The sequence below is a fragment of the Paenibacillus abyssi genome, assembly GCF_014640295.1.
In the GTDB taxonomy this organism is placed as follows: domain Bacteria; phylum Bacillota; class Bacilli; order Paenibacillales; family Paenibacillaceae; genus Paenibacillus_D; species Paenibacillus_D abyssi.
On record NZ_BMGR01000005.1, the window covers coordinates 200,768 to 227,584 of the forward strand.

Below are 26,817 nucleotides of genomic sequence, written 5' to 3' on the forward strand. Positions count from 1 at the left end.
ATCCCCCTCAACCTATAATGGGCCTACTCATTTGACTCCTCTTTAATCAATGCCCAGATCCGGTCTTCGTACTCCAAAAATTTCGGATCGCGTTTAATGGTTTCGTCGCGCGGCCGGGGAAAATCGATCGGAATGATTTCTTTGATGCGGCCGGGGCCCTTGGAGAGGACCACCACCCGATCGGCCAAATAAATGGCTTCATTGATTTGATGGGTAATGAACAGCGCGGTTTTCTTATTCTCCTGCCATATCCGCAAGAGCTCATGCTGCATCATCTCTCTGGTTTGGGCGTCGAGCGCAGCAAATGGCTCGTCAAGCAGAAGCAGCTGCGGGTCTGCGACAAGCGCGCGCGCCAGATTGACACGCTGCTGCATGCCCCCTGATAACTCATGGGGATAACGCTGCTCATAGCCGGACAGCCCGACCAGACTGATCATCTTTTTGGCCCGCTCCAGCGCTTCCTTTTTGGGTACGCCCCAAAGCTCAATGCCATACGTCACATTTCTTATAATCGTACGCCATGGCAGAAGCGCAGCAGATTGAAATACTACCGACAGATCTTTGCAGGGGCCCGTGATCGGCTTGCCGTCGAGACTCAGATTGCCTCCACTGTGCTTCAGAAGACCTGCTACCGCACTGAGAAACGTAGATTTTCCGCATCCGCTCGGCCCGACAATACATACGAACTCATTCTCTGCAATCGTAAGTGTGATATCCTCTACGGCAAGATGATACTCCCCTGTCCGTTTGACAAAGTACTCGATTTGCACCCGATTTGCGATCAGCTTATTCTTCGCCGCATCCAACCTTCGCTCTGTGGTTACCGCCGAAGCTAAAGAATTCTGAGCCATATGATCCCTCCCTTAAGGCAGCGTATTTGTTTACCGTTTGTGGACTACGAACGATCGGGACGCCACTTGTCAAAAATACGTTCCACCCGCACCAGCAGCTCTGATGCAGCGATCCCAATCCCGGCAATAATTAAAACACACACGAAAAGCAGATCCGTTCGAAACATAGTTCCGGCCTCCATAAGCCGGTATCCGATGCCTGCGTTGGCCGCATACATTTCTCCGACAACGATACCGATCAGCCCCAAGCCGATACCAAGGCGCAGCCCTGAAATAATAGACGGAATGGCGCCAGGCAGAATGATCGTCCGGAAAATTTGCAGATCGCTGGCATTAAAAGCGCGGGCGACCTTGACCAGGTTTTGGTCAATTGTACGGACACCGGTCATCGTATTGACGACAAACGGGATCACGGACATCATAAAGATAATTGCGATTTTCGACCCCATACCGATACCAAGCCATATAATCAATACCGGAAGGAAGGCAATACGAGGCGTGCTGTAAAAGAACGAGACAAACGGATCGAGAATGGCGCGTACTCTCCAGTACCATCCCATCAATAAACCGATAGGAACCCCAACGATCAGGGCTAAAAGGTAGCCGGAGAAAAATTCGATCCCGCTGATTCTTAAATCATTCCATATTAATCCGGATTCGACATAGGCGACTCCGGCAGCCCATACTCTGGAAGGGGAACTGATAAACATCGGATTAAATATACCGCTTGCACCGAGGATTTCCCAAACGACAAAGAAAAGAAAAATCGCCCCCCCGCCAAGAATCTCCCGCTCCCGCTTGAAGTAAAAAGCTTTAAAACCATTTGTTCGCGTTCTCTTTAACCTGTTTGTAGTGTTTGCAGTCGGCTTGACTTGAATATTCTCAGCCACTTTGTAAACCTCCTCTCTTACACATGTATGGTTTGCGACGCTTTTACGCTTACTCCGTTCTCTTGTCTTTTGAGCTCATGAATTCTCGTAATCGCGGCAGTAAAATGCGCTGCGGTTAATTTCACGCCTTCTTGGAACCTTGCATCCCGCATCGCCTGCAGCCTCGATTGGGTACATATCGCTTGCAGGTCCGCTCCGGAAAAACCATCGGTTTGCCCCGCAATCTGTTCGCTTATCGCAAGAGCGGAAAACTCCCCGCTTAACGGCATAGTTGCCAACAGCACTTGCAAAATGTCGATCCGGTCTTTGTAGTCCGGAAGCGGAACGTGAATCTGCATCCCCAAACGGCCTGGTCTTAAGATCGAGGAATCGATCAAATCCATCCGGTTGGTGGCTCCGATAACCACGATGTTGGCCATCGATTCGATGCCGTCGAGCTCGGACATAATTTGATTGACTACCCTTTCCGTGGTACGGGAACCGGAATCAAAACCGCGTTTGGGCACAATGGCATCCAGTTGGTCGAAAAAGATAATACTTGGCGCAAGCTGGCGGGCAACCCGGAAAATATGGCGGATCGCTTCCTCGGATTCACCGAGCCACTTGCTGAAAACCTCAGGGCCGTCCAAGGCCAAGAAGTTAACCCCGGCCTCATTAGCCAGCGCTTTTGCCAATAACGTTTTTCCGGTACCCGGAGCGCCATATAATAAAATGCCGCGAGGCGGAGTCAGGTTCATCTGCTGATAACGCTCCGGTTCTTTCATCGGCCGCAGCACCATATCCTGCAGCTCCCGTTTGACGCTCTCCAGACCTCCGATCTCATTCCAGCGGACGTCCGGTATGGAGACAAGCGCTTCGCGAATGGCGGAGGGACGAATCTTCGTCAGCGCCAATTGGAAGTCCTCCGGCTCCACTGTGATCTGTTCCGGCTTTAATTGGAACCCTTCAAGATGATGTTTGAGGCTGGAGGTGCTTCGCCGCAAGGAGTTCAATCCCGCTTCACGGCACAGCTCCATGAGATCGGCACCGACAAAACCGTGCGTCACATTCGAAACCTGCGGCAAGAAATCTACAGCCGATGAACTCAGAGGCATCTCCCGGGTGTGAATCTGCAAAATCTCCAGTCTGCCGACTGCGTTCGGCGGCCCGATAATCACCTCTCTGTCAAATCGCCCCGGCCGCCGCATCGCGCTATCCACGGCATCGACGCGGTTGGTCGTGCCGATCACGACAACGCTGTCGACCTTGGACAGACCATCCATGAGCGAGAGAAGCTGGGTCACCGCACGAATGTCGCTTTGTGAGCCAAGCTGATCACGGCGCGGTGCAATGGCATCAATCTCATCAATAAAAATAATCGAAGGCGCGTGATGAGCGGCCTCACTAAAGATCTTGCGAAGATTGGATTCGGTCTCGCCGTACATCGTGCCGACAACGGACGGACCGTTGATATAATAAAACTTCGCCTGCAGCTCATTGGCAATGGCCCGGGCAAAATGGGTTTTGCCGCTGCCCGGGGGACCGTAAAGCAAAATCCCCCGTGGAGCCTGGATGCCGAGCTGACGGTACATATAAGGAAATTGAAGCGGCAGCTGAATTAATTCGCGCACTAACTTAATTTCCGCTCCCAAGCCTCCCACGTCTTCGAAGGTGGTGTCGAAAGCCCCTTCCACCGTCCGCGCATCAGGGGATTCCACTTCAATGACCGTTTTCTCATTGATGATGCCCTGTATGTCAGCGTGTGTATGGGTGTGCGTGTGAGAATGGGAATGGGAGTGCGAATGGGAATGTTTGTCTCCGTCCGTATGGGTGTGCGGAGCGCCGTGGACTTCAACAACCTTATAAATGATGCCGGCATTGGAATCATGAAACGTGGCGAATAACACCGACCCGACCATGACTGGCGTTTGATGTTTGCTGAACGTCTCCGACAGATGCTCAATAAGATGATGCGCCCGCGATACATCAATGGGAGGCGATAAGATCACCCTGCTGACAGGCTCTAACTCCTTCTTTTCGATACGGACATCTTCGTTGATTCTTGCTTTGATCGATTGCCGGAGAAACCGGTCCAGACGGATAATTCCGCTCCCGGTGTCTTTTTCAAGAGGTTCTGCGACTCTGCCTAAGGTGTGACGCCCCAATCCGGTTTCGATTGCCACCACATCACCGATCTGCAGGTCTGCTTGTTCCATTAAATTTTGATCGATCGTCACTTGGCATTTGGAAGTAGTGGCAAGCTCTGAAACCGCACGGTCAACGGTTGCTTTGATTCTTTTCAGCATGCTGCAGATCCTCCTTGCATCGTAATATTATTCTGCTATCTGAAATCGGGAGAATTCTCAATCTCTTCAAATACGGAGCCTTTATCCACGCCAAGCGTCTGCGTAAAATTGGCTTCGACCGCAATAATTTTCGCCGTATCCTCATCACTGTCATTGAAATGCTGATACACTACACCGTCTCTGCGCAGCGGAAGCTGCAATATGTCACCGGCTACCCATGGGTAGCTTTCTCCATCGACGACGGTATGCCCCCTTCCCCGCCAGAAATATAACAGCTTTCCTCCCGGATGATGCTGCCGTCCGCTCTTGCTGCCCGGCGGAATGTGCTGGACATAAATGATCTCGCTGTTGATCGGCGTATCGTCCATATTCGGGTGCAGATACCACTGCATCAGGCCGTGACGATTGTTCTCCAAGGGAAGATCCTTGACCCTTACGATAATGTCGGCATCCTTCTTTTGTTCACGCTGCTTGTCACGAAGCTCCATGATCTCTTCAAAATAATTATGCGCCGCCAATTTTTCTTTTCTGCTGCTCATGCCTCCATCTCCCTCCTAAAGAACATCGCCGTACATCTTTTTAAAATCTTCGTTGACCTCACTCTGCACAAGCTCGCTGGCCGCTTCGTCAAACAGAGGATAGTTAATAAAAGCGATCCATTTGCAGCCCTTCTCCGGATCTCCGTTAAAATGCTGGTGCTCAACCCCCCCGGGCTTCAGCGGAAGCGGAACGAGGTCGCCTTCCTCCCAGTCATAACGAATGCCGTCGACAACAGACCAGCCCCTGCCCTCAAGTATAAAGAGCACAAGCCCTCCTTGATGCCGGTGTTTCCCGCTTTGCTTCTTAATGTCATGAACAAAAACCTGCCAGGTTTGCAAAGCGGTATCCTTGAAATAAAGGCCCGACAGCAAATATTGAATATAGCCTTGACGGCTCAACTGGACTTCCGCATCCTTGCCCTTTACCAGGAGTCTTCCTGAAACCTGCCGGTCATTAAAGTCCTTGCGGTATTTAAGTGCCATTTCATAGATGTTGTTAGGCATCTGCTCACGTTCACGGCTCTTTGTTCTTTCAAACTCCATGTTAACGCCCCCCTAATTCATTTCATTGATAAATCACGCACAGATACGATTTCCATAATAGTGCGAAGTTCAGCAAGAGACGCTTCGGACAAGTCCGTCGCTTCCCAGCGGGGGAAGGCTTCAACGTTGTAGCCCATCATACGCAGACCTTCTTTATACAGGGAGCGTCCCGACTGCTTGAAGATCTTGGAAATGCCAAGTGAAGCGCGATTGACCCGATCCTGCAGCTGAAATGCAAGCTCCCAGTTCTTAGCTTCAATTGCATTCCACATGGACACCGCCAGCTCAGGGAATAGAACGGCCAAGGGATTGATCGCTCCGCGAACGCCAAACGGCACCGTCGTTAACAAATACATTGTTGAGCCCGAATAGACCGCTACCCTCTCCGGCAGACGTTCCACATACTGCAGCATCATTTCGGGACTGGCGTAGGACAGTTTAACCCCGCACAGCGTAGGAATTTGCTCGTTCAGCCGGGCAAGCCAATCCACCGTGATGTTGACCCCGGAATATTTGGCGTTATTGTACATGACCATCGGCAGTGATGTGGCTTTGGCCACCCCCAAGAAATGCGCGTCGATCTCCGCTGTCGTATGGTCCGTGTAGTAATAAGGGGCAATCACCGCAATACCGTCAACTCCTGCAGCCTCCGCTTCCACTGCTAACCGGGTAGTGCTGCGCAGATCGGTTGTCCCGACATGGACGATGACCGGCACTTTGCCATTCACATGCTCCACAACTTTGGCTGTGGCCTTGGTTCTCTCCTCTAAGCTCATCGTCGGTCCCTGGCCTTGGGAACCCAATAGAAATATACCGTGAGCCCCCGCTTCAATCGCACCGTCCGCCATTTGAAGCAGTGTGTGCTCATCCACTTCACCGTTTGTTTTGAACGGTGTGATTAATGGTAGAATAATCCCGTTAAACATCGGTCATTCCTCCCTATCTTGATTTGTTTTATAAACGGTTATAAAATTCCCGGGCATTGCCGCTCAAAATCTTCTTCTGCATGTCTTCCGGAATAAAATCGGTTTCTACAACCCAGTTCAACGGATCAAACGTAGCGTGAGGCCAATCTGAGGAGTATAGAAATAATTGCTCTGCATGGCATAATTCAAGCAAATAGGCAAAATGCTTGTTGTTTTTCGGCTTGCACATCGGTTGGGTAGAGAACCGGAAATGCTCGAGAATATAGTCGCTTGGAAGTTTTTTCAGAAACTTTTCTCCGCTTTCCAGCTTTCGCTCCACAAACTGGATATCGCCGGGATGGTCCAGATACAGCTCATCCATTCTGTACATGAGATCGGGAAGCCACCAGTAGCCGCCTTCTTGTACAAGCACCTTTTGCTTCGGATATTTATCAAAGAGGCCCTGCATGATCATACTGGCCATAAAAGCCATACACGTTCCGGCGGAAGACACGCCAAGCAGTTCAACCCAAGTACGGGATCCGATGGAAAGCGGCGACCATTGCTGCCAGAAGGTTCCGACATGGATCGAAAGCGGCAGATCGAATTCGGCAAGCGCATCATAGATGGGATCATATTTAGCCGAACCGATCGGTTCATAGGTGCCCCCAAATTCCGAATAGACGCCGACAAAGCTAGGGTGGTGGGCAAGACGGCGAATCTCCGCAGCTCCCGCAGCCGGATCCCGTTGGTTGATCATAATAAGCCCTTTAATGCGATCGCTCGCAGGGAATACTTCATGAACCAGATAATCGTTATAGGCGGAAGCAACCGCAGTAATGATCGGTTCATTAAACATGCTCTGGGGACGCTGAAAACCGGGACTCAGTATGACCAGATCCGTAAAGTTATCGTCCAATATCCGCAGCACATCTGCCGCCGTCTTTGCCTGCCCCTGCACGTTTTGACCCGTACCCTGCAGGCCGATCGCTTGATCCGGCGCATACTCGGAAGCAACCTGCGGATACCGTAAAAATTTGGATTGAAACGGTTCTTTCATATATTTCCGGAGGGTGTCCCAATCCGGTTGAAAGTGGAAGTCCGAATCGATGACCTCCAATTCTTTGCCTTTTGGATGAATCGGATGAGGCTTTATAATCTCACCTATTTCACGTTCAATAACGACCGATTTTTCTTCTGAAATCATATAACTTCTCCTTTCCGAATGTTGGTTTTTAATTGACATCACGCCTGTTGGGAATAATTACTTGGTGTATAAGAGAATGTCTCCGTCTATTACCTTCACCGTATAAACCGGAAGCCGCTTTTTTGTATACGCTTCCAACTCGCCTGTTTCGACTGACCAGTCCCATAGGTGCCAGGGGCAACGCACGATCTTTCTTTCCTTGTCGATTTTCCCTTCACATAATGATGCGCCTTTATGCGGACACGTATTGTTCATCGCGTAAAATTCGTCGTTGATTTTAAATACCGTAATCACCCTTTTTCCCGCTTGAACCGTGACGACGCCTCCTTCAGACACCTCTGTTTCCTTCGCTACAAAGTATTCTTTCATGCCAACACCTCATTTAATATTGTTAGTTGTACGTTCCTCACTATTCAGCGGCTTCTTCCTTGTACCAGCCCAATCTCTCCATGGCAGGCTGGTCACTGATCGAGAACAATACCGCTTCCTGGCCGGCATAGTGAGAGTGCCAGGCCCAAGTCGGAATGGAGATGACATCCCCTTGGCGCCAGCGAATCTCCTTCCCTTCGACCGTGCTCATACCTTCACCGCGCATGACATAGTAAACTGTGCTGGAAAGATGACGGTGCGTAAGGGTTTGTTCGCCGCTGTGAAGACGCTGAATGGAGCAGCCCATCGTAGGCAGGGTGTGATGATCCCCGGTCAGCGGGTTCGCGTAGCGCAGCAAATCGCCGTCATAAGGACTCCGCTCCATTCCCTGCTCCTGGAAGATCGGCTCCACATCCGCCCAACGGTATATCAGCGGCAGAGCTCCCCCCTGGACCGGAGCCGCATTACGCAGCAATTCGGGGCGGATCATCCCGGCTTGATTCGAACGGCGCATCGTATAACCGGCCGGCTTTTCCCGCACCTGTTGATCACGCCCTGATTCAAAAAACATCGCTTTCAACCGCAGGACTAAAGGGGTATCGATAATATCCATCCAGATGATTGATTCATCGGTCGGATTATGATGAGAATGCCAATTCCAATTCGGGGTTAAGATCAAATCACCCGGTTCCATCTCGATTCGTTCGCCTTCCACTTCGGTATAAGCGCCACGGCCGGAGATAATAAAGCGGATCGCAGCCGCACTATGGCGGTGAAGCGGTGCCGATTCACCCGGCAGCAGCAATTGCAAGGTGGAAGAAATCGTATGGGTGGTGCTCGCGGGAGCTTCCAGGCTCGGATTCACCAGACGGAGTACCCGCCGTTCCCCTCCGCTGCCTAACTGGACCAATCGGCCTGCGCGAAGCAGCAAGAATTCAATCTTTTCCCACTGCCAATGATGAGGGTGGCCGGTTTTAGCAGGTTCGCGGGTCAATAATTCCCCCTCACGCCGCCAAAGAGCATCCACATTTTCAGCCTCCATATCCTTATAAAGCGCTTCTAAACTGTCCTCAAATTTAGCTGGTATGGATGACGACATCGGTATTCCTCCTTCAAAATGAATGATGTATGAAAAAAAAAAACAGCCTTTAAGAACCTTATCGATTCTTAAAGGCTGGGTTTATCTGTGAGATTGACAGGTTGACCGCCAAAGCAGATAATAAGCCATTTATTCTATTGTTTGTGGACTTTTAAGAGTCAGGAGCCGATCTTCATTTTACCTTCGGTCAGATAGTCCTGATATCTTTGATAAGCAATTTCCAGGGATTTGATAAATGATTTCTTCGAAGTTAAATGAAGATGCCGATCGAACCGCTTCGCCAGAACCTGGAATCCATCATTTAAACAAAAGCCGATCACGAGCGATCTGATATAGTTGTTAGCTGTCGGGCTTAATGTAGTAAATGACGCATCAATAATCGTTGAGGTTTTGAGATCGACGATGATGACACAACTGATGACCTTCAACATCTCATAAAGCGCATTGCCGCTTGGCAATCTGGCATTACCGGTAAACATGGCGGTGTTGCTTATGTTGGAATAATCCGCGATGTTATTTTCGAATAAATTAATGTTGTGATTCACGCTAATGTCATTAATCAATCCGCTCATATGATCACCCGATATCCTTCACTAAACCCGGCGGTTAAATCATGGTATGCTGTTCGTTGTGATTTTAGGACGCCGTGTTTGAAATTAATGTTTTGGGGAAAAGCCCCCTCACATTTAAGTAAAGACTATCACACAACCACATAACCTGCAATCGCTTTTTTATGATAAAAAACCATTAATTTACACTTGTTTTCTTTCTTCTTTCGCCCGTTCTCCCGTTCGACTATATTCGCCACGAATCGCCCATTCCGCTTCCTCCCGGTCGCGCTCCGACCACTCGCCCAGCTCATATCCGTGCCACGGAACGCGGGGTTTAAGACCCGGCAGCCCCAGCTCCTCCCATATTTTTTTCGCTTGTTCCATATGCGGCTTGGCTGGCAGGGAAACCGGCGGATAAGCAAACTTACGCATGGCATTGACAAGGCACACCGAGCCGAAGTTTTTCTGAACCGTGTTATCGGCAATATCATTCGTCGGCGGATGTCCGGATGGATCCAATCCCGCGCTTCGATACGGTAAAACCCTCATGTCATGTTCCGGCTGCACACGATAACTGAGCGCCCACACCACCGATTCCATATCGCCGGGATCGATATCTTCATCTACGGCGATCACCATTTTTCCGACGGTGGAATTCCGGCCCGCCACAGCATATAACGCTTGCCAGACGATGGCCGGATTGCATCTTCGCATTCGGATCACGCACCAGGAATCGACCGCGATCTCATCAAAGGTCACATCGAGTACATCCGGCAGATTGCATTGATTCTTCAGATAATGCAGGTAGTTGTTATCCTGTGCAATTTTCTTCATTTTGCTGCTTTCACTAGGCGGCATCTGACTGATGATCGCGCAGAAGATCGGATTTTTCCGGTGCGTGATCGCCGTAATTTCGAAGACCGCATTGTATACCCGCGGACCCATATAACCCGTATATTCGCCAAAAGGCGCCTCCGGCTCGATATATTCCGTGGAAATCCGGCCTTCGATCACAAGCTCCGCATAGGCGGGAACCAATAAATCAACGGTTTTGCAACGGACCATATCAATCGGCTCGCCGAGCAGGCTTCCAGCCACCGCATATTCCTCTACCCCGTAAGGGATACGGGAGCCTGAGGTAAACGTAATCGTTGGCGGTCCGCCGATAACGAGTGCCGCTTCCAGCGGTTTCCCTTGTTGGCGCGCGAGATCCCAATGATTCCAGCCGTGATTGCGCGGGCTGATGAACATCCCCATCCGGTCCGGCCCTTTGACCTGCCCGCGGTAATTGCCGACGTTCGTCCAGCCCGACTGCGGGTCTTTCGTCACCCAATTCGATGCTGTAGTGTAAGGGGCGATATCAAAGCCAGGCGTCGAGATCGGAATGGGAAACTCCTCGATCCCTCCGTGTTCCAGCAAGCTGTCGCCCATATGTACTTCATCATGCACGGGTCCTGTTTCCACAATATTCGGAGGAAGGGGCCGGGCCTGCGCTTCCAGCCAGCGTTCTCTTACCTTTTCCGGGGGGCATCCCATACCTAAAGAGTAAATTTCCGTTGAAGCCGCATAGATACCGACCGCCACCGAGCCGTTAAACGTACGGCCACGGCTGTCAGTTACATTTTCGAATAAAAATCCGCGTCGCTGTTCTTCCTCCAACCCCCGAAATTGCCATCTTACCAGCGGCATCAATTCCGTGTCCTTATTGATTGATCTGGTGATACGGTGCAGCTTCTCTTTGGAATCCAAGAGTTGGATGTGAGTACGCAAATCCTGTTTCACTGACATCTTTTTCACTCCTTTTTTTATAAAAAAACAGCCTTTAAGAATCTTTCGATTCTTAAAGGCTGTTTTTGTCTGCGAAGGTTTAGTAGTTGAAGCTACTAATGCAGATAAAGAGCCGATTATGAACTAACTTTTCACACTTAATGAAACCGCTTACTTTTAAGATAACATATGGCGGGGTAATTTTCAAGATAGAAATAAAAGAAAAAATCAGCAACAAATAGAGCCAGTCTATTCGACTGACTCCTGTTTTGATATTCGAAGCACTTACGCTTATGATTGCGTTCGCGACTCTCGTTCTACTAATCCCGCGCCCTAGCAGCGACCATGTTATCAGATTTTGTTCCCATTGGCGTCATAATAACCCAACACGACAGGCTTGCCTTCGCGTATGCCGTCCACTGCTGCCACCTGACCGCGCGTAACGAATATTTGCGGACGGAATCCGAATACAACCGGATCGCCTTCCCGGACATTCCCGTCGATATAACCGTAATAGTCGATGCCACCGGTTGGGATCAGTTCAACCTCCGCTTCATTCAGCTCCTTGCCGAACAGCGCGCGCGGGCGATATGTCCCCCTTACCGGATCGACATAAAGACCTCCCCCAAAAACATGGCCTCTGCCGTTATACATATGGGAAACCTCGGACAAATACAGGAGCGCCGGCTTTTCCGCCGATTCCCTGACGGTTGCCAGTGGCGTTGTCCCCGTAAGCCCGTGCCCAGGCTCCACATGAGTGCCCCCGCGAGCAGCGATCATCTCGAACAGATCGGATGAATTGGTTCCCGGAACGTTGATTTGCGTGATCTGGATGTTCAGCTCTTTGGTAAGCCGTGCAGCAGCCTCCATAACAGCGTCGAAGTTCACGGTTGGCAGCACATCCTGGGCCTGTTCGTTGAAAAGAAAGCACGGGAATGAAGTCACACCGACAATTTGCAGATGGGATAATTTCATGATTTCTCTGGCGGCGTCGACGACTTCCCCTACAAAAAAACCGCCTTCATGACCCGGATAAAACAACGGGGTCTGGCCATATACGCGAAGCAGAATATTTTGCTTGATGCCGATTTTTTTTGCCGCTTCGTTCAATCGCCGCGCTTTGTTCATCGTAAACACCGTGAATACTTCGGGCAGCATCTCCGCCAGTTCATGCTCAACACCGGCAGGCGGTTGAACCAGATGCCCGACATGCCCCAGCTTGAACCCCTGTTTTTTGATCGCTCGGGCGCCCATCCAATCGACTGCTACAAACGATTTAATACCCGATTCAACCAGTGCTTGATGTACGTCGGGATTGTAACCGATTTGCTTGGTCATGCCGTATACATTAAGAGCGCTCTTTTGGGCTCGTTCGCTAATGATCGCCGCATTTTCTCGAACGGTCTGTAGATCCAGCACATATGTATTTGCTTCTAACTTCCCCTCTTGGTGCAGCTTGACGGCTGCATTCACTAAAGCCTTATTACGGTTCATTAAAGTTTCCAAAAACATACGATTACTCCTCCATGCTTCAAGTATTGCTGCTGTCTCCAACAGTGTCTGCGATTTTCGCAACCTACGATCGTCAATGCCAATATCTCTACCGACGCAATGAGCTGCCCGATATCCATGAACTCACTCGGACGATTCGACAAATGTAGCTCTATTCCGCATTTTACCGCTTTTCGGCTCTATACGTAAGCCCTTTCACAAAAATAATATTATTATCTCATAGGAGAAGTTGTGTGAAAGTGTCGAGCAATCACTACAAGACAAAGAGGTGTCTTCCAGGGTTTCGTCTGCTGACGATAGGCTGGTCGGACAAACACACCTTCTTGCCGCTAGACTTTGCTCTGCTCAGCTCGCGTAGTTCACAGATCAATGGCATGGATAATCACGTCGACAAGCGCACTTCCAGCTACAAACTTCGTCATGAATCCCTTGCTCCGATGGGCTAGAGAGTTGAATCCTAAGGTCTTGATCAACTGGATGGGACAAGATCTGACCAAGTTCATTTCCGATTATCGCCGCAGCTACCTCAACCATCCCATTCACATCCTATCCAATTGCCTTATTTGCCACTGGCACCAATTCAGGAGGCATCTCTTCCTTCAATCTCCACACAAAACTCATCGGTTTATTTCCTTCATGCCTTACATACTCGGCTTCCCCTAAGAAAACAAAAGGCGAAGTGTAGCTATTCTCCTCTTTATATTCACGGACAAATAACGCAATTCTATTCCCCATGCGTTTATGGTGGATATATCGCTTAGCCGTATTCGTTTCTTCCGAAATCCGACTCTGAGTTTGCCAATGAAAGAGACGTTCATTAATGGCGTAATCTTCATACAGAGTCGATGGAGAAAAGTCTTTGTCAGATTTATTTAGCGTAATAAAGAAAATATCCGTTCCCTTATCCTCGAAATATTTCACTCCTTCACGAAAGGCTGGGGCCTTCTCTTCATTCCAAAAACCAAAGGCCGCCAACACTTGATCCGTTGAATAAGTGCAGTGTAAATCCAGGGGACATGCGTAGGGGAACTCATTCCTTTTATCGACAAAGTTAATATGTGCGTAATTATATTTTAGAATTTCAATGATCTCATCCTTAAACAAGTTGCAGGAAAAAATGGACTGAACAGCGTGACTAATGTCCAGGTACCCTTGTTTTTTCGGTTCTGATCGGTAGAAAGTATAATAAAACATACTCAACATCAGACGCTCTTCTTCTGTTTGAACGGGTTTTCCTTGCTCAAGATACTCGATTAAAAAACCTAAAAGTCTCCGAGAGTTCATGCTTAATAAAGCCGGAATACGTTTTGTCAGGTACTCCATATTCTCAAACTCAAACGGCTCGATTAAACCCGCTTCCGCCATCAGCCCTCGGAATGTTCGATTTCCATTACGCCCACCGTAGAAATCATAAAGACTCATTCCGTGATACCGAATGAAATTTTCTAGTGTTAGGCTTAATCCAGTATCTTCTGCAAAATATTTCAGCTTTCCTACCAGGTTCTTCCGATTAATTGTTGTTTGCTTCAGATTTCTGAGGATGTAGTCTTTGGCCTGTTTCTCAAGCTGAATGAAGCTTCCGCGTGGTAGGTTCGAAAACCCGTGCTCGACATAATGCTGAACGGAATGTTTTGTTTTGCCAAGTATAGCTCTGAATTTCTCCTGGAAATTATATTCTTTTTGCGCTTGTCCAATAAAATCAAGAACCGTTAAACATTCTTTTCCGTCTGCCAAGCGAAGCCCACGGCCAAGCTGCTGTAAGAATACGGTCAAGCTCTCTGTAGGACGCAAGAATAAAATCGTGTTGATCTCCGGTATGTCTACCCCTTCATTATACAGATCGACAACGAAGATCACCTTGACATCACCTGAAACTAATCTCCCCTTAGCAGAATTGCGCTCCTCATCGCTAGACTTTCCATGCAATGCAAGAGCGGCTATCCCCGACTCATTGAAAACCTTAGCCATATAGAGCGCATGATCCACACTCACGCAAAATCCAAGTGCTTTGACATCATCCAAATCTGTTACATATTTCTTTAAGCTATTTATAATTTGACTTGCTCTAATTTTATTATGGGTGTATAAGTTCTCGAGCTCATTCAGATCGTAACCGCGCCTTGTCCATTTGACTTGGGATAAATCAACGCTATCTGTCACACCGAAATAATGAAAGGGACAAAGCAATTTCCGATCAATCGCATCCGTTAAGCGAATTTCTGCCGCGATGGTATCATTAAAGTAGTGCAATACATCCTTTCCATCCATCCGCTCAGGAGTGGCTGTTAACCCTAATAATATCTGAGGCTGGTAATAAGACAAAAGCTTCTGATAAGAAGGCGCCGCGGCATGGTGAAATTCATCAACGATGATATAATCATAAAAATCTGGAGTTGTTTTATCAGTAAGCTTTAGTGTGTTAAAGCTTTGGATACTGATAAACAGATGATCAATTGAATCGGCTTGATTACTTCCAACTTGGAGTTCTCCGAAATTCAGATCTTTCAAGATAAACCGAAATGTATCCAGGCTTTGCTTAAGGATTTCCTCGCGATGAGCCACAAAGAGTAATCTTGCCCTTTGATTGCGACCGGAAAACCGCTTATAGTCAAATGCAGAAATAACCGTCTTCCCTACACCAGTAGCAGCGACTAGCAGATTTCTTGTTCTTCCATAAATGATTCGCTGAGCCTCTAACTTCTCAAGAATTTCTTTCTGATAATCGTAAGGAGTAATGTTAAATTGGAAAGTTAATTGTTTACTTTCCTGTTCCTTCTTTTTGCCAAGTGCTTGCTTGAGCAGTAATTGATGCTCTTGATCCGAGATGGAGAAGCTCTTAAATTCACGATCATTCCAGTAACTCTCAAAGGTCGCCTCTATTTTCTTCAGGACATCATAGGAATCCTTCTCCGTAACCTTTACATTCCATTCCAAGCCGCTCGTAAGAGCAGGATTTGATAGGTTCGATGACCCTACGTAGGCTGTAGTAAAGCCTGTGTCTCTTTTGAATAGATATGCTTTTGCGTGTAATCTTGTGCGATCCGTGTCGTAAGAGATTTTGATTTCTGTGTTCGGTAGCTTGCTTAATTCTAGGACGGCCTTATAATCCGTTGCTTCCATATAGGTCGTTGTTATGACCCGTAAACGGCCCCCATTTGATGTGAACTCCTCTAATTGCTCCATTAGGCAGCGCAGCCCGCTCCATTTGATAAAGGAAACCAATAAATCAACCTGATCTGAGGTTAATATCTCAGCTTTTAGTTCACTCATCATATTGGGCTCCGAATGAGACCCTGTAAATAATGAGCTTTGTGATAATGGGGTTGTAGGTCTATTAACCTTGGATTCCTTGACACCACGAATATGGTTTAGCTTGGAATATACGTAGGTTAAAACCTCACCCCGTTCATCAAGCTGCCATTCCCTTAATTCCTCGTGGCCCAGGGTGTTACGTAGAGTTGCAATAAGTTCATTGCAGGTACGCACTTGTAAAAGCAGTGCATCGTCATCATCACTATTTTGTTCCCGAATCATCTTCAAAGCTCTTCGGGTCACTGCAGCTAAATAATTAGACAACTGTTTGCGTGCTTCCTCCGGATCAAGTGACTCTACGCCAATGTCATATAAGGAAGAATCCAGGTCAGATAGTTGTTTCCTTGTAAGATTATTGATAATTTGTTCATACAGCCCCTGCTTCATAAAACACCTCATCTGCCTTGGAGTCTATCTTAACAAACCATTTATACACGAAAACCCCATCATTACTGAAGGGGGCCCTGCTTCTGCTCTTTGCGTTCAAAGTGATGATGTAACCTGTAAAGACAAATTTCTTTTGTCCAGCGGTACAAGATAGAAAGATGCTCGGGGGCGGGCTCAATTTTTAGACTAAACACCCCATCTTCGAAGCGGGTCATACTCCCTTTAGCCGAACCCCATTTCGACATCGGCATTCGTTCAATAAGCTGGCTAACTACTGCCTCATTATACTCCCAGAGTCGTTTCGAGTCCTTGTCGGAGAAATCAATTCTCCTCCGGTATTCCTTTTCCATAAGGTAACCGTGAAAGAACGGCGCTGCCTCCCTGGAGGTAACAGACTCCGCCCAATGTTCCGGTCCTCGTTCTAGCATATAGAGGAGAACAATCATTTTATAACTCTTGGTCATGACCGTCTTCTCGGCATCACGGATCCAAGCTTCGTTTCGATAATATACTTCCTCTTCTTCCTTCGTTAAGCATTCGGCCCACCCAAGAAAACCAACGTAAGAACCGAATTCATTCCGATACTCCCAGCTGTTGGATCTCCCATAAAGGTGAAGTTCGAGATAAGTAGGGATTCGTCCGAGCTCATTCTTTAGATCAAGGAAAGAACGCTGCAATCGTTCGCGATGTGGCAGCTTCTTACGGCTTAATTCATCAAGCAGATTAATAACTGCCGTCTCCAGATGAAGCTCACATCCGAGCGGTACGGAGGGGATGACTGCTGCCTTTGCTTTTCCTTCTACTTCCCCTTCGCTCGCAAATAATCGAAGCTTCACATCTGCATTTCGGTAATTTCCAATTAAGTCAATGATCGTACAATGCGACTTCTGCTCCGACAATCGCAGACCCCTACCAACTTGCTGTGTGAAAACCGTTAATGATTCCGTCGGCCTAACGAAAAGCAAGGTATCTACACTAGGAATATCTACACCCTCATTAAACAAATCGACGGTAAATATGACCTCCAAATCCCCTCCAGCTAGACGCGTTATCGCCTCTTCCCTTGTGATTCCTGCCGTTCCCGAGTGAAGACTGACTGCTGAAACTCCCCTGTCTTGAAAATAGCCCGCCAAAAAATCCGCCTGCCGGATGGACGAGCAAAAACCAATCGTTCTTGTTTGCCTATGCTCAGTCCAGGCATCGTAGATCTTGTCGGCCAGTGTTTGTTTTAGCTGCGCTGCAGTCAACTGTTCATCATCATAGTGCGTTCCAAGCCACCTAATGGATGAATAATCGGTATCATCATAAACACCAAAATATCGGAATGGGGACAACCAGCCACGACGGATGGCCTCGATAAAATGAATCTGGTAGGCGACGTTACCGTTACAAAGGGCATAGACATCCTTGCCGTCCATCCGATCTGGTGTTGCCGTGATGCCAAGTAAAAACTTCGGTTTAAAATGTTGGATGACCGATTGTTACGACACCGCGGCAGCATGATGGAATTCATCTACCACGATAAGATCAAACTGGTCCTGCGCGAAGGATTCACGGTGTTTCTTCATTCCGAGGGTGTAAATCGAAGCAAACACACAGTCTGCGTTTCCCTCTTTCATGACTCCGTTATAGATACCGAAGGTCTTGTCCGGCATGATGCGCTGGAACGATCGTTTCGCTTGAAAGAGAATTTCTTCACGATGCGCTACGAATAGCACACGTTTAAAGCGCTGCGCAAAAAAGCCGGCAAGATAGGTCTTCCCAAGTCCCGTGGCCATGACAACCATGGCTTTGTCATATTCCTCTTCTAACGTTCTCTCTAATGCATCCAATGCATCGATTTGAGCAAACCTAGGATGGATAAGAGTTGGTTCGCCCTCCGAAACTATTTTTTCTACAGGTTCCCCTATATTTTCGGTACGGTATTCATCCTCTTCCATCTCCATAATCATGCGGATTAACTCCGGATTTTTACGATGGCAGGTCCGATACTCCTCTTCATAGGTAGCAATGGTATGCTCATTTAACGGCAATGTAGAATCGTGATAGAAGTTCTGCATGAACTTGTCCAAAGCGACTTGGAAGGTATACGGCTCGGCTTTTGCATTCATCGCCAGGTTCCATTCCATCCCCATTCTCATGGCGGACATGGAAAAATTGGAGGAGCCGACGATCAGCAATCCTTCACCGTTTTCATAGTCAAATAAATAGGCCTTTGGGTGAAAGGACGTTCCCATACTTCGCCATAACCGTGCCTCCAGCCGTGTATCAATATCGAGTAATGCCTGCAGGCCTTCCGGCTGCGTAACAAAAAGATAATCGCCGGCCAGAACCTTCACTTCAGCTCCCCGTTCTATTGCACCTTTCAGATGGGGCGCCAATAAGCGCACCCCCGACTTCATTATAAAGGAAGTCATGATATAGATACCGGATGCATTCTGCATTCCGGTGATTAACTCGTCCGCTAGGTTTTCTGTAATGAGTTTGACATTAAGCGTTGTCATCGACATCGATTAGGTACACCCGATTCTGAAATCCACCACGCGCTTCCGCCTTCTGCTCTCTCAACGCTTCAAGTTGTTCCCACGTTGCGCCATGTACGGTGGCCAACGCCCGAATGATCTCGAGCATATCTGCAAGTTCTTCTAATGATTCTTTTGGACCTTCAGCTGAGAAGTATTCCTCTGACTCTTCTTTAAGCTTTATGACAAGCTCTTTCTTATACTCTTCCTCATCCAATATACGTGTGCGACATTCCTTACCATTCGCTTTGATCACCTGGGGAATAAGATCACGAACAAGCTTATTGTAGACCGGCATGGGTATCTCATCCTTCGCATGTTAGTTACCTATTATTGTATCACAACTAAGGGAATGGAAGAGATTAGTGTAAATTGATATTTGACTTAAATTGATGTAAGAACAAAACAAATAAAAATCGATTTCAAAAGTTTCGAATTCATTAATTACCACCGTATAAACCCCAATATTAACTATTCCAACATATTTATATATCAAAAACACCCGATTCTAAAAGAGGCCACTGAAGAACTTGCGTTTTTTCTTCGAAGATTATGTAGAATGTACAAAAGAAGACATTCACCCCTGCATTTTGGGGATGGATGTCTTCTTTTTCTGTCTAAAGTAGTTGTATTGTCTTACAGATTTCAGTCTACTAACTTCAATATTCGCTTGAGATATCGCCATCGAGCCTTGCATTTTCATGCCAAGCAGACCCGAGGATGTGGCTACATCATACCCGTGTCCATGTTTGAGTTCATCCACAAACCTAAGTACCTCTTTAGGAGAATATTTTTTGCCTTCATATAATAAATCTTAAATCAGGGAAAACTAATGATTCAAGCCAAATACACATTTTCATTGTGCCATATTAGATATTCAATCGAAGGTTTTTCGTAAATATTATCAGGAATCTCTGCTAACTTCTTACCGTGGAAAGCATAGTACTCCTTACCATTTCCATAATCCTCTTTAATCCGCTTGCTAACCTCAATCTCAAGTCCCTCATTTATAGTGATATACCCTCGATCAAATAACGTATGAACATCTTTTCTCAGCAATAATCCATTACTTGTCAGATGAGGGCCTTCTTGAGAATATGGCTTTATATGCGCTGCTTCCAGGACAGGCAACGTTTTCTCACCGGTAATGGCACATCGGCGTTTATAGGCTTCAGTGACCATAATCTTAAACGTCCCTTGACCGATTCTTGGACGAACAATTTGCTCTGATCCATATCTATTGGATTCGATTTCTTCCATGATCATTTCAGATTTTATGATAGAATTCCGTTGTAGCGCAGCCTGCACCTTTAAATATAACTCTTGACCTGTATCAGTACCGGTGTCATACGTTTTTCCTTGTACAATATTAGGTTTCCAGTCTTCAGGCACTGGCATCCAATCTTTCTTATCAAAGAAAAACGGCATAGAGAGAATAATACAGCCTATTGTTGGATCGGGTTCTGAACGAAAATCGCTCTTTCTATATTTATGAATGGCGTTCCGAAAGCTCAAGTAATCACTTGTTCCGTTTTTATTTCCGAAGGCTTCCCAAGCCAACGAGACAGGCAAAAGGGAGTGACGGACAAAGAGCCCCCCGCCTACAATAAAGTTATTTGGACTATGTAATTTGAACAAGAAGAGATCATTGGCCTGAATGGCCTTAAATGATTGTTTGCCTCCCGGTTGCCAGAAATTCAGCTCGTCCGGCTGTTCCTTAGCCAAATATTGATACCAATTATGGTCAGTTACGCCCACATAGAATTTCATGTATCTTCACTCCGGAAACCCAACTTTTACTCGAACATGATTTCATATATACACTACTTAAAACGAACTACTTTCGTTTGATTTTGTCCACATGTTCGTTCCTTATTACAGGATCAGTAATATTTGCTTCTTGAATCATATTAAATAGATTCATTACTTCAGAATCTTGTAGTATTGGTTCTTTCAATACAGCTTTCATTCTTAATATTTTTCTACTAATGAATTCTGAGAGTTCTACATCGTAAACTATAAGTTCATTTGATTCTATTTTTCTCAAGCTAGGGTCTATACTGAACCTGCACCGCATTGTAAATGAGATCATTGAAACGAATGTCAAATTAGGGTAGCCTTTAATCGTTGATTCCAGTGCTTTGATATGTCCGTAATTTTGTTTAAGTGGGTTGTACATTTTAAATCGATTATTCACTGTCCAGTATGTATCGTCTCTTGAACCTTTTATTTCACCGTTATAATTTTTAGTTTCAATGACGAATAAACCAAAAGGAGAAATAACTGCATGATCAATTTGAGAATAACCAGTACGCGATTTAGAATTTCTGATCATAATATCACTCAAATACCTACAATCTTTGGGAAGTTGGTCAAGTTGAATGTTAATTTTATGTTCACCCAATTCACCAATTCGTGAGGATTCGACCTTTTTACGTTGTTTATAAGATTTTGACGGTTTGGATACAGGGACTCCTGGGGTTCTTTTAAACATTGCAAGTATTTTTTTGAACATCATAGCCTCCAGCAAAGTATTAATTATATAGACTTATTCCACGAATCAACTGGAAATCCCTTCATGACAGTTCCTTCCCACCATCAATACAATATCTAAACGGCACATTTCTGTCAGCGTGTATATGTTCGTATGAAAAAACCTCCGCCAAGACCGGGGAGGTAATCAAGCCACTGCTTCAATTCCTGCAGATGAGGGATATCATTCACCACTCGATGACTTCGGGATACTCAACTGGCGCTTTAATATTGTCCGAGTGCGTTCCGTATTACTTTGCTGCTGCTTGAACTTCTTTCCGTGTCAGAGCGTATTCTTCTTCGCGTTCAGCTAGTCTTTTTTCCGTCATGTGTAATGGTCAAACCAAGTGTAGTCTTTATTCAATTAAATTCATCATACGACTAAATGAGGCTGATGAGACAGTATTCCTGATACATTAAGCAATGGATACTTGAAAGCTGCGAACCATTGCCAGTGAATGATCCAGATCAGCTCTTTACTTAGGAAAACATCATTTAGCTCTTCTTGGATTTTTTAGCCGTATATAACCTTATAAAATCGTTTAAAACCATCGTTACAAATAAAGTCTCCGGCCACAGAGCATTCACCTTGAAGTATACGTTCTTTTATCGTATAGGTTCTCAAAGTCCATTTGATCGCCGTAGATGTCAACCCCGTATTGTTAGGTGTGTTTTTAACGAATATCAACGTCAATCCTCTCGATAAATCCTTACCACGCACTCCACATGACTTGTATGCGTAATATTGCGATATAAACTATTTGGGTTGATCCGTATCGTACATTTCAATGACAGACTTCGCTTGCTGGATTACTCTTTCGATCAAATATTCTGGTTGCACTAACTTCATAGCCCCACCAAAACTAAGTACGTATGCGACGGCTTCCTGCTCTGTGTTAAAATTTAATGTCACAGGAACCATGCGGTCATTTAACTGCGCATCCGCAGCCACTTTTTCCACAAATTTATCCGTAAAAGTCATTCGACTTATAATTGATGGCTCTGCCAATATTTCCACTTTAAGTGATGGCAAAGATTCAGCAAAACTAAGCTTGCTTTGCTTCCAATACTCGCTCAAGTTAAAATGCTCGGGCCTCGTAAATCCTTCATGTACAAATTCAGTCTGAACGATTCTTGATAATCTAAAATTACGATATTTGTCGTTTTCATTTAAGGCTACTAAATACCAAGCACTCCCCTTCAACACCAAGCCCAAGGGGCAAACAACTCGGCTTGAGCAGTCACCATTAGCTTTTTGATACATAATATTAAGCTTTTTATCCTCCCATAGCGCTTGTTGAACGATCAGCAAGGTTTTATTTCTTTCTTTGGAGGATTTCCAAGTGTCTGTATCAATATATATCTTTTCTAGATAATATCGCCCTTCTGCTTTGGTTGCGCTAGGCAGGGAAGCCAGCAACTTCTGACGAATATCTAGCCCGCTTATCGGTACTCCCAAATCTTCAAGCATTTTTTCGGAAGGAAGGATAAATAATGCCTTCATATCCTCCAACTTCAGACCGCTCAATTGAGATTGAAAATGATCCATTAACCGCCATCCTCCAGTTTTACCACGGTCAGCTACAACAGGGATTCCGGAAAGACTTAGGGCATCCATATCACGTAAAATAGTCCGATCAGACACTTCAAGCTCGCTAGCCAGTTCCTTTGTTGTAATCTTCGCATTATTCTGGAGCAAAATCATAATACTAATAAGTCTGTCAGCCCTCATTTCTCCCACCTCGTATTTTATTTAAATGTAAAAAGTTTTATATATGACAAAAGATGTCGTCATTATAGACTACAATGATAGGAGATTCAATACAAGGAGGCTGCTAGAGATGAAATCTTTAAGTGGTAAAACAGCTTTGGTTGCGGGTGCAACACGGGGGGCTGGGCGCGGTATCGCTGTTGAGTTGGGAGCAGCTGGCGCAACGGTTTATGTTACAGGACGAACTACTAGAACAGAACGTTCCGAATATAACAGACCTGAAACGATTGAAGATACGGCGGAGCTTGTCACTAAGGCAGGTGGACGAGGCATCGCTGTACAGACAGATCATTTGATTTCCGAACAAGTGCAATCTTTGGTGCAACGCATTGAACAAGAACAGGGGCGACTTGACATTCTTGTGAATGATATTTGGGGAGCTGAACATCTGGCTGAATGGCATGTGCCCGTATGGGAGCATTCGCTGGAGAAGGGACTGCGCATGCTGAGGCTTGCTATAGATACGCATTTGATTACAAACCATTATGCATTGCCCCTCCTTATAAAAAATAAGGGTGGAATCATCATAGAAATGACGGATGGGACTTCCAAGTATAATCAAAATAACTACAGAATATCACTATTCTATGACCAAGCCAAAACATCTATCATTCGTATGGCCTGGGCTCTTGCCCAAGAAGTTCAGACGTATAAATGCACGGCTATTGCACTGACACCCGGTTGGTTGCGTTCAGAAATAATGCTGGAACATTTCGCAGTGACCGAAGAAAACTGGCAGGATGCCGCTGCGAAAGAACCTCATTTTCTTATATCAGAATCACCACGCTATGTAGGACGTGCAGTCGCCGCTCTTGCGGGTGACACGGAAGTGGAACGCTGGAATGGACAATCCCTTTCAAGCGGCGAGCTTGCACAGGTCTACGGTTACACGGATGTTGATGGTTCACAACCCGATTGCTATCGCTACCTAGTAGAAATAATTAACGCAGGAAAACCCGCTAATGTAAGCGGCTATAGATAAATGTTTGAGAATCTACTGATATAATGTCTAATTATTAGTACGAGTCAAGCAGGGAAATGCGAGTCGGGTGAATAGCGCCGGCATCTCCCTGCTGCTCATAAGCAAACAATTGAGCAGTATGTCCATCTCATTTACGAACCATCAATATTAGACACTCCACATGTGATGAGGTGACAGGGAGTACAGACTCAAACGGAATGACATTTGCTCAATATTTCAAAAATCATAGTAGATGGAATATTAAAACGGCAGACCATTGTCGACTATAACTTTTATCCTACCAAGTCGTGTATATATATTGTCTAGTACTATTTTCTGTTTATACGGCGGCAATTCCACTAAAAATCTATAAAAGTCTTTTACATAAGATACTTGTATATCACTTTTACTATTAAATGAATAATTTCCTTTAATAAAACATCTTATTAGTTGAGCATTGTCCTGTATATATGTTTCAAGTGAGCTATTCCGAATGAGAGTTGCTAATTTGTTTAAAGTTGTTTCAATATCCTGTATTGGCTCATACTTATCGTGATAGTGAATAATATGGCTTGCTAAAGCATCGGCAAACAGCCCATACACTTCCTTCTCCTTTTTCGAAAAATCAACCTCACTTATCACTCCGGCTGAGATGTCACGGGAAACTTCATTGAATGAACCATATCTATTGCTAGGCTCAAGTTTAATCATCTTGTCGATTACGTAGTTATATTTAAATTCTGATAGATTCTCCCCTAAAATATATTGAAATAATTTTCCTATAAAATACACTTCAGTTTGGTGATTATACGTCCCCTCCAACTGTACCTCATTGGGAAGCTGTGTAACTGGCCAATTAAGGAAGACGCTCTTTCCTTCGTTTTCTGTGGCCTCAAGCTTTTTTCCAAAGCCAAAGTCAATAACTTTAACATTTTCCTCTTTATCTATAAGGATGTTCGATGGTCTAATATCTCTATGTAGTATGCGGTTTATTTCCAAGTACTCAAATGCATAAATAACTTCTTTGAAAATATCATCCCAATCCTTGCCAAAGAAGGTAGGCTCAAATTTATCTATTGGCACTCCGTCAACATACTCCATTTGCAGATATCCCGATTTTGCTTGAGGATATAAATAATAGTTATATACTCTTACAATATTGGGGTGGGTTAACTTAAATAAGATTTTTATTTCATCTACAAACCGCCCATAGTTTTCCTCAATGTCATTGGAACCTTTTGGCGAATATTTTTTAAAAGCGAAAAACATATCGGTAGTTTCATCTTTAAAGAGAAATGTATCACCTGTGCCACCCGAACCGAGGGGTGAAACATGTTTAAAATGCTTCATAACATTGAACTTAACTATTGTATCAGGCTGTAACATTTTATCCCTCCTGTAACGCATGGGTTAATTCTAATTACTTATTTACAGATAAAATAAGTTCATTCATAAATAACTTTTCGGAAGTCGTTATAAAGCTAATATCAGATAAATCTCCTATTTCAGTTACTAAGGGCTCTTCAATATCTTTATTTAAGATAACAATTCTAAATTCATTTTGATATTCAATGCTTTTATCCTTCCAAAAAAACACATCTGTATTTTCCTCTTCGAAAGATTTTAATCTATTCGAATGGTTTACATTGAAGTCATCATACAGAACTGGTTGATAAACATATCCATATTCATGCTTATCAAACGCCTTTATGACCCTTTCGAGAAAACCGGATACTGGAAGTACCATTACATGATTTCCGAAATCTTCGATGAACCTTCGTTTCTGAATATCTAAGAATACGACTTTACATTTGTAGCATTTATCATCCTCTTCTATAACTTCTAACATTTTAGAATCAACCATTGCCAAACAAAATACTGGTTTTGGCGTACAATGATTCAGGGTCATAACCCCTCTAGATGATTTACCCTCAAAGATAACTTCATCTGTATCAGGGTCAATTAGCTTAAAGTTAAGAAGATTAATGACATTGGATACTTCTAGTAAATCCCCCATTCCCTTCTTACCCTCATTCTTTTCCATATCAATGAATCTCTTTAGGTTATTCATCCTTAGTTTTCCTGACTGTAATGATTCAAGATGCCACTTTTCGGTAGCGAACTTCAAAAAAAGACATAACTGTGTAGTTTCGTTACCGTCAATCTCTGATAATCTTGGCATATTATTCACCTCGTGAAGTAGTAGTTCAATAGTGGTTTTTTTTAATGGAATTGGTGGGGTGGCTTAGTCTTTAATATTTGTCTTAATATGAGGGTGCATAGATTCTATTAGTGTCAGTATCAATCACAAAATCAACTTGAATATCCTTCGAATAAGGAACAATTACAAAGTTGTGCATTTTACAAAACACTTCAGCAAGTTCCTTTATATCCGTTACTTCTGCTAACGCATTACGATACATTCTCTTCAACTCAACATAGTTACAATCCATGCCATAAACAATTGATTGAGAGTAATAACCGTCAATTTCGACTAACATATTTTTCACGATTGGGTGCTAACCAATCTGTATAGCTCCAAATGTTATAAATATAAGATAGCACACTTGGGATTTTTTTACTTACACATTTTATTAATGGTGTACCCAGTACCTCGTCAACATGAATTTTTCTTTTTCATAAAGTTTACCCTTGTATGCTCCGTGAAAAATTTTTCTGAAAGTCCTCCTTCTGTAAAATTGATGTGTCGATATTTATAACCTTATTTTTGCAATCCCGTTTATTTACATGTACTCAAAATCACTAGATACCATCATTAAGAAGGACAAAATTGTTACCTTCGCTTTATCGCAC

The 26,817-nt window shown here is 45.1% G+C and carries 20 protein-coding genes and 4 pseudogenes; 2 read left to right on the forward strand and 22 right to left on the reverse strand.

Features of this window, described 5'->3' with window-relative positions:
• Positions 1-23: 23 nt before the first annotated feature.
• From IEW11_RS09440 to IEW11_RS09495, 12 genes are all read right to left on the reverse strand, one after another.
• Positions 24-851, reverse strand: a complete 828-nt coding sequence (locus IEW11_RS09440; protein WP_188530811.1) for an ABC transporter ATP-binding protein — start codon at positions 849-851, stop codon at positions 24-26.
• A gap of 44 nt (positions 852-895) precedes the next feature.
• Positions 896-1,741: an ABC transporter permease gene (locus IEW11_RS09445; protein ID WP_188530812.1), complete on the reverse strand. Its 846-nt coding sequence runs from the start codon at positions 1,739-1,741 to the stop codon at positions 896-898.
• A 17-nt stretch (positions 1,742-1,758) separates the two neighbouring features.
• Positions 1,759-4,026 carry an AAA family ATPase gene (locus tag IEW11_RS09450; protein ID WP_188530813.1) on the reverse strand — a complete coding sequence of 756 codons (2,268 nt, stop codon included), beginning with the start codon at positions 4,024-4,026 and terminating at the stop codon, positions 1,759-1,761.
• Between the two features lie 35 nt (positions 4,027-4,061).
• Positions 4,062-4,565: a cupin domain-containing protein gene (locus IEW11_RS09455; RefSeq protein WP_188530814.1), complete on the reverse strand. Its 504-nt coding sequence runs from the start codon at positions 4,563-4,565 to the stop codon at positions 4,062-4,064.
• Between the two features lie 15 nt (positions 4,566-4,580).
• Entirely contained in the window at positions 4,581-5,108 is a 528-nt protein-coding gene (locus tag IEW11_RS09460) for a cupin domain-containing protein (RefSeq protein WP_188530815.1), read from the reverse strand.
• Between the two features lie 17 nt (positions 5,109-5,125).
• Positions 5,126-6,034, reverse strand: coding sequence for a dihydrodipicolinate synthase family protein (locus IEW11_RS09465; protein ID WP_188530816.1), 909 nt, complete (start codon positions 6,032-6,034; stop codon positions 5,126-5,128).
• 28 nt (positions 6,035-6,062) lie between these two features.
• Positions 6,063-7,220, reverse strand: a complete 1,158-nt coding sequence (locus IEW11_RS09470) for an amidohydrolase family protein (protein ID WP_188530817.1) — start codon at positions 7,218-7,220, stop codon at positions 6,063-6,065.
• Positions 7,221-7,277: 57 nt separating this feature from the next.
• On the reverse strand, positions 7,278-7,589 hold the full coding sequence (locus IEW11_RS09475; RefSeq protein WP_188530818.1) for a Rieske (2Fe-2S) protein: 312 nt from the start codon (positions 7,587-7,589) through the stop codon (positions 7,278-7,280).
• 40 nt (positions 7,590-7,629) lie between these two features.
• Positions 7,630-8,688, reverse strand: coding sequence for a cupin domain-containing protein (locus IEW11_RS09480; RefSeq protein ID WP_188530819.1), 1,059 nt, complete (start codon positions 8,686-8,688; stop codon positions 7,630-7,632).
• Positions 8,689-8,846: 158 nt separating this feature from the next.
• Positions 8,847-9,260: a DUF3870 domain-containing protein gene (locus tag IEW11_RS09485; RefSeq protein ID WP_188530820.1), complete on the reverse strand. Its 414-nt coding sequence runs from the start codon at positions 9,258-9,260 to the stop codon at positions 8,847-8,849.
• A gap of 180 nt (positions 9,261-9,440) precedes the next feature.
• The gene (locus IEW11_RS09490) at positions 9,441-11,027 is read right to left on the reverse strand and encodes a UbiD family decarboxylase (RefSeq protein ID WP_188530821.1); all 1,587 of its coding nucleotides are present in this window, start codon (positions 11,025-11,027) and stop codon (positions 9,441-9,443) included.
• Between the two features lie 330 nt (positions 11,028-11,357).
• Complete coding sequence (locus tag IEW11_RS09495) at positions 11,358-12,518, reverse strand: alanine racemase (RefSeq protein WP_188530822.1); 1,161 nt, start codon at positions 12,516-12,518, stop codon at positions 11,358-11,360.
• A gap of 278 nt (positions 12,519-12,796) precedes the next feature.
• On the opposite strand from IEW11_RS09495, the pseudogene IEW11_RS25440 reads away from it, so the two are divergent.
• A pseudogene (locus IEW11_RS25440) lies at positions 12,797-12,949 on the forward strand (IS4 family transposase); the annotation flags it as partial.
• Positions 12,950-13,064: 115 nt separating this feature from the next.
• On the opposite strand, the gene IEW11_RS09500 reads toward IEW11_RS25440, so the two are convergent.
• The 8 genes and pseudogenes from IEW11_RS09500 to IEW11_RS09525 form a co-directional block, all read right to left on the reverse strand.
• Positions 13,065-16,217 carry a DEAD/DEAH box helicase gene (locus IEW11_RS09500; protein ID WP_188530823.1) on the reverse strand — a complete coding sequence of 1,051 codons (3,153 nt, stop codon included), beginning with the start codon at positions 16,215-16,217 and terminating at the stop codon, positions 13,065-13,067.
• A gap of 62 nt (positions 16,218-16,279) precedes the next feature.
• Positions 16,280-18,727 (reverse strand): annotated as a pseudogene (locus IEW11_RS09505) (DEAD/DEAH box helicase family protein).
• A complete protein-coding gene (locus IEW11_RS09510) occupies positions 18,708-19,037 on the reverse strand; it encodes a nucleoside triphosphate pyrophosphohydrolase (RefSeq protein WP_188530824.1) in 330 nt (109 codons plus the stop codon). The pseudogene IEW11_RS09505 and the gene IEW11_RS09510 overlap by 20 nt, the downstream one beginning before the upstream one ends.
• 279 nt (positions 19,038-19,316) lie before the next feature.
• Positions 19,317-19,496, reverse strand: a pseudogene (locus IEW11_RS24855) (hypothetical protein); the annotation flags it as partial.
• Between the two features lie 80 nt (positions 19,497-19,576).
• Positions 19,577-20,509 carry an HNH endonuclease gene (locus IEW11_RS09515; protein WP_188530825.1) on the reverse strand — a complete coding sequence of 311 codons (933 nt, stop codon included), beginning with the start codon at positions 20,507-20,509 and terminating at the stop codon, positions 19,577-19,579.
• Positions 20,510-20,576: 67 nt separating this feature from the next.
• The gene (locus IEW11_RS09520; RefSeq protein WP_188530826.1) at positions 20,577-21,254 is read right to left on the reverse strand and encodes a nuclease-related domain-containing protein; all 678 of its coding nucleotides are present in this window, start codon (positions 21,252-21,254) and stop codon (positions 20,577-20,579) included.
• Between the two features lie 512 nt (positions 21,255-21,766).
• Positions 21,767-21,865 (reverse strand): annotated as a pseudogene (locus IEW11_RS25325) (DUF6904 family protein); the annotation flags it as partial.
• A gap of 163 nt (positions 21,866-22,028) precedes the next feature.
• Positions 22,029-23,003 carry a helix-turn-helix transcriptional regulator gene (locus tag IEW11_RS09525; protein ID WP_188530827.1) on the reverse strand — a complete coding sequence of 325 codons (975 nt, stop codon included), beginning with the start codon at positions 23,001-23,003 and terminating at the stop codon, positions 22,029-22,031.
• 109 nt (positions 23,004-23,112) lie between these two features.
• Here IEW11_RS09525 and IEW11_RS09530 point away from each other — a divergent pair, with 109 nt between their 5' ends.
• Positions 23,113-24,024 (forward strand): SDR family oxidoreductase, encoded by a 912-nt coding sequence (locus IEW11_RS09530; RefSeq protein ID WP_188530828.1) that lies wholly within the window; start codon positions 23,113-23,115, stop codon positions 24,022-24,024.
• A 240-nt stretch (positions 24,025-24,264) separates the two neighbouring features.
• Here the strand turns inward: IEW11_RS09530 and IEW11_RS09535 are convergent, their stop codons facing one another.
• The gene (locus IEW11_RS09535) at positions 24,265-25,389 is read right to left on the reverse strand and encodes a protein kinase family protein (RefSeq protein WP_188530829.1); all 1,125 of its coding nucleotides are present in this window, start codon (positions 25,387-25,389) and stop codon (positions 24,265-24,267) included.
• Between the two features lie 34 nt (positions 25,390-25,423).
• Entirely contained in the window at positions 25,424-26,185 is a 762-nt protein-coding gene (locus IEW11_RS09540) for a hypothetical protein (protein WP_188530830.1), read from the reverse strand.
• Positions 26,186-26,817: the final 632 nt, after the last annotated feature.

Bases quoted from the DNA above. Each gene is read 5' to 3' on its own strand.
- IEW11_RS09440 (WP_188530811.1), bottom strand. From the start codon at position 851: ATGGCTCAGAATTCTTTAGCTTCGGCGGTAACCACAGAGCGAAGGTTG.
- IEW11_RS09450 (WP_188530813.1), bottom strand. From the start codon at position 4,026: ATGCTGAAAAGAATCAAAGCAACCGTTGACCGTGCGGTTTCAGAGCTT.
- IEW11_RS09455 (WP_188530814.1), bottom strand. From the start codon at position 4,565: ATGAGCAGCAGAAAAGAAAAATTGGCGGCGCATAATTATTTTGAAGAG.
- IEW11_RS09460 (WP_188530815.1), bottom strand. From the start codon at position 5,108: ATGGAGTTTGAAAGAACAAAGAGCCGTGAACGTGAGCAGATGCCTAAC.
- IEW11_RS09465 (WP_188530816.1), bottom strand. From the start codon at position 6,034: ATGTTTAACGGGATTATTCTACCATTAATCACACCGTTCAAAACAAAC.
- IEW11_RS09470 (WP_188530817.1), bottom strand. From the start codon at position 7,220: ATGATTTCAGAAGAAAAATCGGTCGTTATTGAACGTGAAATAGGTGAG.
- IEW11_RS09475 (WP_188530818.1), bottom strand. From the start codon at position 7,589: ATGAAAGAATACTTTGTAGCGAAGGAAACAGAGGTGTCTGAAGGAGGC.
- IEW11_RS09480 (WP_188530819.1), bottom strand. From the start codon at position 8,688: ATGTCGTCATCCATACCAGCTAAATTTGAGGACAGTTTAGAAGCGCTT.
- IEW11_RS09485 (WP_188530820.1), bottom strand. From the start codon at position 9,260: ATGAGCGGATTGATTAATGACATTAGCGTGAATCACAACATTAATTTA.
- IEW11_RS09490 (WP_188530821.1), bottom strand. From the start codon at position 11,027: ATGTCAGTGAAACAGGATTTGCGTACTCACATCCAACTCTTGGATTCC.
- IEW11_RS09495 (WP_188530822.1), bottom strand. From the start codon at position 12,518: ATGTTTTTGGAAACTTTAATGAACCGTAATAAGGCTTTAGTGAATGCA.
- IEW11_RS09500 (WP_188530823.1), bottom strand. From the start codon at position 16,217: ATGAAGCAGGGGCTGTATGAACAAATTATCAATAATCTTACAAGGAAA.
- IEW11_RS09510 (WP_188530824.1), bottom strand. From the start codon at position 19,037: ATGCCGGTCTACAATAAGCTTGTTCGTGATCTTATTCCCCAGGTGATC.
- IEW11_RS09515 (WP_188530825.1), bottom strand. From the start codon at position 20,509: ATGAAATTCTATGTGGGCGTAACTGACCATAATTGGTATCAATATTTG.
- IEW11_RS09520 (WP_188530826.1), bottom strand. From the start codon at position 21,254: ATGTTCAAAAAAATACTTGCAATGTTTAAAAGAACCCCAGGAGTCCCT.
- IEW11_RS09525 (WP_188530827.1), bottom strand. From the start codon at position 23,003: ATGAGGGCTGACAGACTTATTAGTATTATGATTTTGCTCCAGAATAAT.
- IEW11_RS09530 (WP_188530828.1), top strand. From the start codon at position 23,113: ATGAAATCTTTAAGTGGTAAAACAGCTTTGGTTGCGGGTGCAACACGG.
- IEW11_RS09535 (WP_188530829.1), bottom strand. From the start codon at position 25,389: ATGTTACAGCCTGATACAATAGTTAAGTTCAATGTTATGAAGCATTTT.
- IEW11_RS09540 (WP_188530830.1), bottom strand. From the start codon at position 26,185: ATGCCAAGATTATCAGAGATTGACGGTAACGAAACTACACAGTTATGT.